The sequence below is a fragment of the Arthrobacter sp. YAF17 genome, assembly GCF_052113365.1.
Lineage (GTDB): Bacteria > Actinomycetota > Actinomycetes > Actinomycetales > Micrococcaceae > Arthrobacter.
Genome location: NZ_JBFRDB010000010.1, coordinates 109427 through 118997, shown reverse-complemented (window position 1 = coordinate 118997; position 9571 = coordinate 109427). Strand labels below are relative to the sequence as shown.

The window sequence follows — 9571 nt, the reverse complement described above, 5'->3', positions numbered from 1 at the left end:
CGAGATCATCGCCGACAAACTCAACAACCGGCCCCGTCCCACGCTCAACCTCGAGACCCCCAAACAACGCATGCGCCAACTCATTGCCACCGCGGCCTAAACCCAGTTGTTGCAACGACCAATTGACTTTGAGGGGGATTTATGGGCGGTAAGTGACCCCGCGTTGCTTCGAGCGGTGGTGGGACGCTAGCCGAAGTACTTCGGCAGGGTGGCCTCGTGGGCTTCGCGGAGCGACTCGAGGTTCATGGTCTCGACGCCGTTGATCTCCAGCGTGCCGCCCTCGGCGTCCACCACGCCGATCCGGATGTGTGCGAAGCCGCGCGCGGTGCACATGTCCTTGAAGCGGATCTCCTCGGAGCGGGGCACGGCCACGATGGCGCGGCCCTGCGTCTCGGAGAACAGTGCCGTAAACAGGTCCACGCCGTCGCGGTCCAGGACGTCCTGCAGGGCGATCCGGGCACCGACGCCGTAGCGCAGCGATGACTCCACGAGGGCAGCCGCGAGGCCGCCTTCGGAGAGGTCGTGGGCGGCGTCCACCATGCCGTCGCGGGAGGCGTTGATCAGGATCTCGCCCAGTTCGCGTTCGGCCGCGAGGTCAACCTTGGGCGGCAGCCCGCCGAGGTGTCCGCGCATGTTGGACCATTCCGAACCGTCCAGTTCCGCCGCCGTCGTGCCCAGCAGGTAGATGGCTTGGCCGTCTTCCTTCCAGCCCGACGGCGTGCGGCGCGCGACGTCGTCGAACTTGCCGAGGACGGCCACGACGGGGGAGGGGTGGATGGGGGTGGTGCCGGTCTGGTTGTACAGCGAGACGTTGCCGCCGGTGACCGGGATTCCCAGGACCATGCAGGCGTCGGACAGGCCGCGGATGGCTTCGGCGAGCTGCCACATGACGTCGGGATCCTCGGGGGAGCCGAAGTTCAGGCAGTCGCTGACGGCCATCGGCACTGCGCCGGAGGTGGCGACGTTGCGGTACGCCTCGGCCAGGGCCAGCTGCGCGCCGTGGTACGGATCGAGGTAGGTGTAGCGGCCATTGGCGTCGGTGGCCAGGGCCACGCCCAGGCCGGTTTCCTCGTCCACCCGTACCACGCCGGCGTCGTCCGGGAACGCCATGGCCGTGTTGCCGCCGACGTAGCGGTCGTACTGGTTGGTGATCCAGGACTTGCTGCACATGTTCGGCGAGGCCACGAGCTCGGTGACGGCGGCGGCCAGTTCCGCGGGGGCGGAGGGGCGGCCGGCGTCCTGCACGGAGCCGGTGAACGCGTCGGCCTGGACTGCGTCCTGCCACTCGGGGCGGGCGTACGGGCGGTCGTAGACCGGGCCGTCGTGCGCCACGGTGCGCGGGTCGACGTCGACGATGACTTCGCCTTCCCACGTGATGATGAGGCGGCCGGTGTCGGTCACCTCGCCCAGCCAGGAGTACTCCACGGCCCACTTGTCCATGACCGCTTCAAACGCGGCGATGTTCTCGGGGGTGACGACGGCCATCATGCGTTCCTGCGACTCCGACATCAGGATTTCGCCCGGGGTCAGGGTGGGGTCGCGCAGCAGGACGGAGGTCAATTCAACTTCCATGCCGCCGTCGCCATTGGAGGCGAGCTCGGACGTGGCGCAGGAGATGCCTGCGGCGCCGAGGTCCTGGATGCCCTCAACCAGCGAGCTCTTGAACAGCTCAAGGCAGCACTCGATCAGGACCTTCTCGGCGAAGGGGTCGCCCACCTGGACGGCGGGGCGCTTGGACGGTTTGGTGGCGTCGAATGATTCCGAGGCCAGCACGGAGGCGCCACCGATGCCGTCGCCGCCGGTGCGGGCGCCGAAAAGCACCACCTTGTTGCCCTTGCCGGAGGCGTTGGCGAGCCGGATGTCCTCGTGCCGCATGACGCCGACGGCCAGGGCGTTGACCAGCGGGTTGCCCTGGTACACCGCGTCGAAGACCATCTCGCCGCCGATGTTGGGCAGGCCCAGGGAGTTCCCGTAGCCGCCGATCCCGGCCACGGCGCCGTGCATGACGCGGGCCGTGTCCGGGTGATCAATGGCGCCGAAACGCAGCGGATCCATCACGGCCACCGGGCGGGCGCCCATGGAGATGATGTCGCGGACAATGCCGCCGATGCCGGTCGCGGCGCCCTGGTAGGGCTCAACGAACGACGGCGAGTTGTGGGACTCGATCTTGAACGTCACGGCCCAGCCGTCGCCCAGGTTGGTGACACCGGCGTTTTCGCCGATGCCCACGAGCATGTCCTTCTTCATCTCGTCAGTCACCTTGTCGCCGAACTGGCGCAGGTGGTTCTTGGAGGATTTGTAGGAGCAGTGCTCGCTCCACATCACGGAGTACATGGCGAGCTCGGCGCCGGTCGGGCGGCGGCCCAGGACCTTGACGACCTCGTCGAACTCGTTCTGCTTCAGGCCCAGCTCGGCCCAGGGGAGCTCCACGTCCGGGGTCTTGGCCGCGTTCTCGACGGTGTCGATATTGAATTTCTTGGTCTCGGTGGCGGTGCCTGCCGTCCGGCCGGTCGACGTCTCCGTCATTTGTTGTCTCCCACGATTTTGTTCAGTACAGAGGTGAAGAAGCCGAGGCCCTCGGTGCCGGAGCCCTCTTCGGGGCCGAACCCGGCCTCCACGGCGTGCTCCGGGTGCGGCATGAGGCCCACCACGTTGCCCGCGGCGTTGGAGATGCCGGCGATGTCGCGGCGCGAGCCGTTCGGGTTCCAGCCGACGTAGCGGAACACCACACGGCCCTCCGCCTCCAGGGCGTCCAGGGTCTTCTCGTCCGCGATGTACTGGCCGTCCTGGTTCTTCAGCGGCACGCTGATTTCCTGGCCGGCGGCGTAGTCCCCGGTCCAGGCGGTGGAGTTGTTCTCCACGCGCAGGACCTGGTCGCGGCACATGAACTTCAGGTGGTCGTTCTTGATCATCGAGCCGGGGAGCAGGTGCGATTCGGTGAGGATCTGGAAGCCGTTGCAGATGCCCAGGACAGGCAGCATGGCGTCCGAGTTGGCGGCGTCGATGATCCTGGACATCAGCGGCGCGAACCGGGAGATGGCGCCGGCGCGGAGGTAATCGCCGTAGGAGAAACCGCCGGGAATGACGACGGCGTCGACGTCACCGAGGGTGGTGTCTGCGTGCCAGAGGGCCACGGGGGTGGCGCCGGCCAGGCGGACGGCACGGACGGCGTCGCGGTCGTCCAGGGTGCCGGGGAAGGTGACGACGCCGATCTTGGCACCAGCGAGCTGCGGGTGCGCCGCGACGGCGATGGCCTCGCCGATCAGGGGGAGTTCAGTCATTTCAGGCCTCGACGACCTCGACGTTGACGACGTCCTCGATGACCGGGTTGGACAGCAGGGTCTCTGCGGCGTTCCGGGCCTGGGCCAGGATTTCCTCGGTCACCTCGCCGTCGACCGTGAGTTCAAAACGCTTTCCCTGACGGACCGCGCTGAAAGCGGTGAAGCCCAGCCGGGGGAGTGCTCCCACGATGGCCTTCCCCTGCGGGTCGAGAATCTCGGGCTTGGGCATAACGTCGACAACGATCCGGGGCATCCGGCAACTCCTGTGCGTGAGCATTGGGTAAGGGCGCAGCGGAGGGTGCCGTCTCACGCCGGTCCGCTGTGTGTGAGGACAGTGTGGTGAATACAGCGTGAAAGGGCGCTCCGCGAGCTTGCATCCCCATTCTACCGGCCGCGGTGCGTCCGGCCGCATTCGGCCGGGAGTGTGAACGGTGCCCGCCCCGATGCCGGGGGCCGCAGGCCGGGAGGAATCCCGGCGGACGGGCCTGGCGCGGGGTGTGACCTGCGACGACGCTATGGCCACCCCGGTGCCCCGTCAGTAGCATGTGCGTATGTCTGAGAAATCGAAATCCGTGCTGTTGCCCGTTGTTGCCGCCGCCGTCTTCGCGGGTCTCGGGCGGATGGTCCTGCAGAAGATCAAAGCGGACCGCAAGGCCCGGGAAAGTAACGTGGCCGGGCCGGTCGATGAGAAAACCCGCGCCTGGATCAGCGAAGTTGTCCGGACGCCCCGGCAGTAAGCGGCAGCAGCCGGTGGCCCGGAGAGGCCCCGGCCATCTGGGGGTGGCCGTGGGGATATGTGCGGGGGGGCTTCACGGGGCTTCGCCGCCCGCTTTCGGCCGTCAACTGCGGGGGTTTTGTCGAATTGCATGACAAATTTTGATTTCCTCTTTGTGTTCTATGTCATATCTAGCTCTCAGTCTGTACTGTATGAATCGGCTGGTATCCGTCGGGGCCCTGAGAGTCTCAGCTCTTTCTGTCCCGCCAGTCCTTTGACCCGGCAGCAACGTCGGGACCGTTCCTTATGAAAGGTTCAACCACACGTGAATACACCAGGAAAGAGCTTCCTTCGAAGCGGGGGACTCCGGAGGGCCGTGGCACTGACCCTGGGCTTGCCGGTGCTCTTGTCAACAGTTGCGATCTCGCCCGCCACCGCGGCCCCGGCACATGGCTCCGCCCCTGCGGCGGTTGCCCAGAAGAATCTGGATCCCAACAGCTACAAGGACGGCCGTTACATCGTCGTCCTGGCTGAGAAGCCGGCGGCCACCTACGACGGCGGGACACCCGGCCTCGCGGCAACGAAGCCGCAGTCGGGCAAGAAGCTCGACACGAACAAGGCCGAAGTCAAGAAGTACGAGACACACCTCGAAAACAAGCAGGCAGAAGTTGCCGGCCAGCAGAACGTCCAGATGAAGCGGCAGTTCACCGCGGCCGTCAACGGCTTCAGCGCGAACCTGACGGCCGATCAGGCCATCAAACTGGCCAAGAACCCCGGCGTGCTGGTCGTTGCCCCGGACGCGGAAAACGCTCCGGACTACTCCAGCACCGACTTCCTGAAGCTCAGCGGCCCCAACGGCACCTGGAACACGAAGTTCGGCGGCCAGGATGCCGCCGGCAAGGGAGTCGTTGTCGGCGTCATCGACACCGGCTACACCCCCTCCAGCCCCTTCTTCGCCGGCGACCAGGTCCAGCCCCTCGTCGGGGAACCTGTCGTGGGCGTGCCCTACCGCACCGACGACGGCAAGATCGCAATGCTCAAGTCCGACGGCGACACGTTCGTCGGTGAGTGCCAGAAGGGCGAAGGCACGGGCGCCGATTTCGACGGCTCCGCCTGCAACTCCAAGGTCCTGGCTGCGCACTACTTCGCCGATGACTTCCTCAAGTACGTGACCCCGGACAAGCGCTCCCCGATCGAGAAGATCTCGCCGGTCGACGTCGCCAGCCACGGCACGCACACGGGCAGCACCGCTGTCGGCAACGCCAATGTCGAGACCTTCGTTGACGGCCGCAGCTTCGGCCTCACGAGCGGCATCGCCCCCGCGGCCAAGCTGGCTGTCTACAAGGTCTGCTGGGAAGATACCGATCCGAACACCGGCGGCTGCTACAGCTCCTCGTCGGTTGCCGCAATCGACCAGGCCATCTACGACGGCGTCGATGTCCTGAACTACTCGATCTCCGGCTCCACGACCACCACCACGGATCCGGTCGCCATGGCGTTCCTGTCCGCGGCCTCCGCCGGAATCTTCGTCGCGGCCTCGGCCGGCAACTCCGGCCCCACCGCCAGCACCGTCAACCACGGCGCACCGTGGGTCACCACGGTCGCCGCCAGCAGCTTCTCCCAGGAGCTGCAGGGCACCGTTGAATTCTCCGACGGCAGCAAGTTCCGCGGCGCCAGCATCATGAACCGCGAAGTCAAGGGTGCCGGCGTCGTGCTGGCTGCCAATGCGGCCATCACGGCCGGAAACGCAAATGCGGCCCTCTGCGGCCCGGACACGCTGGACCCCGCGAAGGTCGCCGGCAAGGTTGTGGTTTGTGACCGCGGCGTCTTTGACCGCGTGGCCAAGAGCGCCGAAGTCAAGCGTGGCGGCGGCGTCGGCATGATCCTTGTGAACCTCAGCAACTCCTCGCTGGACACCGACAAGCACGCCGTCCCCACCGTCCACGTTAACCCGCCGGCAACCGAGACCATCAAGGCCAAGGTCACGGCCAACCCGGCCATCACCGTGTCCCTGGTCAACAAGGACACCACCGGCCTGCCGCTTGAAGCCCAGCCGCAGATCGCAGGATTCTCTTCCCGAGGTCCGCTGCTGGCCACCGGATCCGACCTGCTGAAGCCCGACGTCTCCGCTCCCGGCGTGGCAGTCCTGGCCGGCGTATCGCCGATCGGTACGGGCGGGGACAACTTCGGATTCATGTCCGGAACCTCCATGGCCGCGCCTCATGTGGCCGGCTTTGGCGCCCTCATCCTGGGCAAGAACCCGAACTGGTCCCCGGCGACGGTCAAGTCCGCGATGATGACCACCGCTGGTGATGTCAAGAATGCCGACGGCAGCAAGAACACCGATGTCCTCGCCACCGGCGCCGGCCAGGTCGACCCGGCCCGCGTGCTGGATCCGGGCCTGGTCTACGACGCCAACAGCGACGACTACTTGAAGTTCATCCAGGGCACCGGAGTCGATCTCGGCATTCCGGAGCTCGGCTCCACGAAGGCCCGCGACATGAACGTCCCGTCCTTCTCGCTGGGCAACCTGACCGGCAAGATCGAGGTCACCCGCACCCTGACGGCGCTGACGCCGGGCACGTACCGGGTCAAGACCGACGTCCCGGGCGTCAAGGTCACCGTGACCCCGTCCATCCTGACCTTCGGCGCGGCCGGTGAGAAGAAGACGTTCAAGGTGTCGTTCGAAAACCAGAATGCAGCCCTGGGCAAGTTCGCCATGGGTTCGCTGACCTGGCAGGGTGCCAACAAGAACGTCATGTCCCCGATCGCGGTCCGCCCGCAGTCGGTGGTCACGTCCAATGATGTTGCCTTCACCTCCGCGGGCGGCACCGGCTCCGGCGACCTTAAGGTTGTCTCCGGCACCAACAACCCGATCAACATGACCCTCGACGGCCTGTCCAAGGCGGACTCCTCCGCCATTGAACTGGTTCCCGGCCCGGGAGTCCTGGGGGCAACCAATGCCTCGAACTTCGCCAAGGATGTCAAGGTTCCGGCGGGCAGCCCGCTGGCCAAGCTCTCGGTCTACTCCGCGGACCCGAACGCCGACTACGACATGTACGTGGTAAACCCGGCCAACCAGCTGATCCAGGTGGCAACCTCGTCCGCGAGCGAGTCACTCTCCATCCCCAACCCGGCCCCGGGAACCTACCGGATCTTCGTGCACCTGTACGACAGCCCCAACGGCCAGGCCACCAAGGCAAGCGTTGATGCGGCTGTCCTGGGCGCCAACGTCGGAAATGCGACTCTGACGCCCAGCCCGCTGCGGCTCGCCAACGGCAAGTCCGGCGTCGTCACGATGAACTGGAAGAACCTGGCGGCCGGTTCGTACATCGGTCGGGTGACCTTCGCCGGTGCCAGTGAGCCGACGTTCGTCAGCGTGCTGGTCAATTCGTCCGGCGGAGTCGTCGTTCCGCCGACATCCGAGGACCAGGACAGCAACAACGGTCCCGGTGACAGCGGCGACGACGGCAAGAAGGACAAGAAAGAAAAGAAGGAAAAGGGCAAGAAGGTGAAGCAGGAGAAGGGCAAGATCCAGTACGAGGAGCTTGCCGGTCCCAACAACGCCATCTAGGCGCGGTTCCAGCCTGACAGCAACGGCAATGGCCGGCGGTTCCCACCGCCGGCCATTGCCGTTTAACGTCCCGGGCCGCCAGTTGGCGGCTGTCGTCTTAGATTGCTCCGGTGGAACCGGCAATGCCGCCCAGCAACGGCGCCATGGCACGCCACCGGGCAATCTCGCAGCCGTCGGTGCGGCTGAACTGGCTGGCGACCTCCCGGCCCAGGAACCAGCCGGTCACCACAGCCACCTGCGGGCCTCCGTACTGTTGGGTGCACATCTTCGGCGGACCGGGCTTGGGGAAGAAGATGTCCTCCCCGTGCTGCTCCACGGCCGCGAGGGCGGCCGCGGAATCCGGCAGCGTGCACTCCTCGGCGAGGGCACCGCCGCTTGCCGCCAGCCGGAAGACGTATTCCGGGGCCTCCGGCGCCTCCGTCAGGCGGACGGTCAGGTCTATCTCGTGGCGGCGGTGACTGTTGTGAGCGGCTGTCATAGCGGTCCTTCCTTGCTATCGGGGGCAGGGTTCCGGCCGGAGCCCGTCAACTGGAGCGCGGGCGACAGCTCCCGCAGGAGACGCTGCCGCAGTTCCTGCGATTCGGCGGAAAAAGCCCGCTGGTACTCGACGTACTCGGCTTTGCCTTCGGGGGTCTCGATCAGGATGGCGGGATAGCCCCACGCGTTCAAGTCGTAGGGGGACGCCTGCATGTCCATGGCCCGGATCCGCCAGGAGAGCTCGAAGCAGTCCATCACCAGCTCGCTGGGGAGCAGCGGCGCCAATTTGTAGGCCCACTTGTACAGGTCCATGTTGGCGTGCAGGCAGCCCGGCTGTTCCATGGTCCGTTGGTTCTCCCGGCTCGGCTCCAGGCTGTTCAGCGGGACGGCGTCCGGGGTGTAGAAGCGGAAGGCGTCGAAGTGCGAGCAGCGGATCCGGTTGTCCTCGACCACCTGATCGGTCCGTTCGGAGCCGAGCCGCAGCCGGAGGTATTCGTGCCGGAGCTCGAATTTGTCCTGCCGGTAGACCATGGCCCATTCGTGCAGCCCGAAGCAGCCGAACTGGGCCGGCCTCGCCGCCGTCCCGGCCAGGATGATCCCGGCGAACTGCAGGGCGTCCCGGCGGTCCCGCGCGAACGCTTCGACGTCGACTGTAGCGGCGGGCGTGCCCGCGGGCAGCCCGGCGGCGGCGAGTTCGCCGTCGTCGGGCACGCGGTAGTATTTCCAGCCCGCGCGCTCTGCCGCGGCAGGACCGGAGAGCACGACGCCGGCGCCCGCGTGCCAGCGCAGCAGCTGGCCCGGTTTCTGCGTGTAATACGTGAAGAGGAAGTCCTCGACCGGGTGTTTCTGGCCCGCCGACCTCCGGGCGAGGTACGGGTCGGCATAGCGCCGGACGCGCGCCTGATGGGCGGCCTGGCGGGTCGACCAGTCGTCCTGGGGGAGGTGTTGCAGCTTAGACAGCTCCGCCGGTGGTGCCAAGGACATCCTTGGCGGCGTTCCAGGTGGCGATCTCGCAGCCGTCGCGCAGGCTGAAGTTAACTTCGACAGGTTGGCCGTCCACGACGCCGGTCACTGTTGCCACTTGCGGGCCGCCGTACTGCATGGTGCAGGCCTGGTCCGTGGGCCGGGGCGCGGGGCTGAGGATCGCGGCGTTGGTCTTCAGGGCGAGGCAGGCGGCGGCAGCGTCGGGATGCTGGCTTTCAGCTGAAGGGACGCCGTCCACGCACACGAGCGTGTAGTTCTCCGGGGTTCCGGTCTCGGAAGGCTTGACCATGATCGCGAGTTCGGCGTTGCCTTGGCCGGGTCCGGAGGTTACGGGTGCGGCGGACGGCGAGGGGGCAGGAGTCTTGGTTTCGGTGTCCGGTGACGGGGTGCCCGTCGCGGTCGGGCTCGCAGTGCCAGTGGGGGCGCTGGCTGTGGGGGCGGGACCGCCGCCTGGTGAGCATGCTGCCAGTCCGGCCGCCACCATCAGAACCAGGGCCGCGTGTCTCACTTGCTTGCGCATTAGCTGTCCTCCTGTGTTTC

At 66.8% G+C, this 9571-nt stretch carries 8 protein-coding genes; 2 read left to right on the top strand and 6 right to left on the bottom strand.

All coding sequences use genetic code 11. The features are described 5' to 3' along the window. Nucleotides 1-186: 186 nt before the first annotated feature. From purL to purS, 3 genes are read right to left on the bottom strand one after another with little or no spacing between them, the layout of a single operon-like run. Complete coding sequence (gene purL, locus AB4Y67_RS10445; RefSeq protein WP_441405701.1) at nucleotides 187-2526, bottom strand: phosphoribosylformylglycinamidine synthase subunit PurL; 2340 nt, start codon at nucleotides 2524-2526, stop codon at nucleotides 187-189. After that, entirely contained in the window at nucleotides 2523-3281 is a 759-nt protein-coding gene (gene purQ / locus AB4Y67_RS10440) for a phosphoribosylformylglycinamidine synthase subunit PurQ (RefSeq protein ID WP_441405700.1), read from the bottom strand. The genes purL and purQ overlap by 4 nt, the downstream gene beginning before the upstream one ends. Nucleotide 3282: 1 nt before the next feature. Further along, on the bottom strand, nucleotides 3283-3534 hold the full coding sequence (purS, locus tag AB4Y67_RS10435) for a phosphoribosylformylglycinamidine synthase subunit PurS (RefSeq protein ID WP_056427643.1): 252 nt from the start codon (nucleotides 3532-3534) through the stop codon (nucleotides 3283-3285). Between the two features lie 298 nt (nucleotides 3535-3832). Here purS and AB4Y67_RS10430 point away from each other — a divergent pair, with 298 nt between their 5' ends. Then, the gene (locus AB4Y67_RS10430) at nucleotides 3833-4018 is read left to right on the top strand and encodes a hypothetical protein (RefSeq protein WP_441405699.1); all 186 of its coding nucleotides are present in this window, start codon (nucleotides 3833-3835) and stop codon (nucleotides 4016-4018) included. A gap of 354 nt (nucleotides 4019-4372) precedes the next feature. After that, the gene (locus AB4Y67_RS10425) at nucleotides 4373-7570 is read left to right on the top strand and encodes a S8 family serine peptidase (RefSeq protein ID WP_441405698.1); all 3198 of its coding nucleotides are present in this window, start codon (nucleotides 4373-4375) and stop codon (nucleotides 7568-7570) included. A gap of 97 nt (nucleotides 7571-7667) precedes the next feature. Here AB4Y67_RS10425 and AB4Y67_RS10420 read toward each other — a convergent pair whose 3' ends face one another. Genes AB4Y67_RS10420 through AB4Y67_RS10410 form a run of 3 tightly spaced genes read right to left on the bottom strand, consistent with a single transcriptional unit; the run spans nucleotide 7668 to nucleotide 9551 of the window. After that, nucleotides 7668-8048 carry a serine protease inhibitor gene (locus tag AB4Y67_RS10420; protein WP_441405697.1) on the bottom strand — a complete coding sequence of 127 codons (381 nt, stop codon included), beginning with the start codon at nucleotides 8046-8048 and terminating at the stop codon, nucleotides 7668-7670. Further along, nucleotides 8045-9031, bottom strand: a complete 987-nt coding sequence (locus AB4Y67_RS10415; RefSeq protein ID WP_441405696.1) for a 3-methyladenine DNA glycosylase — start codon at nucleotides 9029-9031, stop codon at nucleotides 8045-8047. The genes AB4Y67_RS10420 and AB4Y67_RS10415 overlap by 4 nt, the downstream gene beginning before the upstream one ends. After that, nucleotides 9000-9551 (bottom strand): SSI family serine proteinase inhibitor, encoded by a 552-nt coding sequence (locus AB4Y67_RS10410; RefSeq protein ID WP_441405695.1) that lies wholly within the window; start codon nucleotides 9549-9551, stop codon nucleotides 9000-9002. Before AB4Y67_RS10410 ends, AB4Y67_RS10415 begins: the two co-directional genes overlap by 32 nt. Nucleotides 9552-9571: the final 20 nt, after the last annotated feature.

What these genes read in the sequence shown, in the direction of transcription:
- purL (WP_441405701.1), bottom strand. Translation starts at nt 2,526, where the DNA reads ATGACGGAGACGTCGACCGGCCGGACGGCAGGCACCGCCACCGAGACC.
- AB4Y67_RS10420 (WP_441405697.1), bottom strand. Translation starts at nt 8,048, where the DNA reads ATGACAGCCGCTCACAACAGTCACCGCCGCCACGAGATAGACCTGACC.
- AB4Y67_RS10415 (WP_441405696.1), bottom strand. Translation starts at nt 9,031, where the DNA reads ATGTCCTTGGCACCACCGGCGGAGCTGTCTAAGCTGCAACACCTCCCC.
- AB4Y67_RS10430 (WP_441405699.1), top strand. Translation starts at nt 3,833, where the DNA reads ATGTCTGAGAAATCGAAATCCGTGCTGTTGCCCGTTGTTGCCGCCGCC.
- purS (WP_056427643.1), bottom strand. Translation starts at nt 3,534, where the DNA reads ATGCCCCGGATCGTTGTCGACGTTATGCCCAAGCCCGAGATTCTCGAC.
- AB4Y67_RS10410 (WP_441405695.1), bottom strand. Translation starts at nt 9,551, where the DNA reads ATGCGCAAGCAAGTGAGACACGCGGCCCTGGTTCTGATGGTGGCGGCC.
- purQ (WP_441405700.1), bottom strand. Translation starts at nt 3,281, where the DNA reads ATGACTGAACTCCCCCTGATCGGCGAGGCCATCGCCGTCGCGGCGCAC.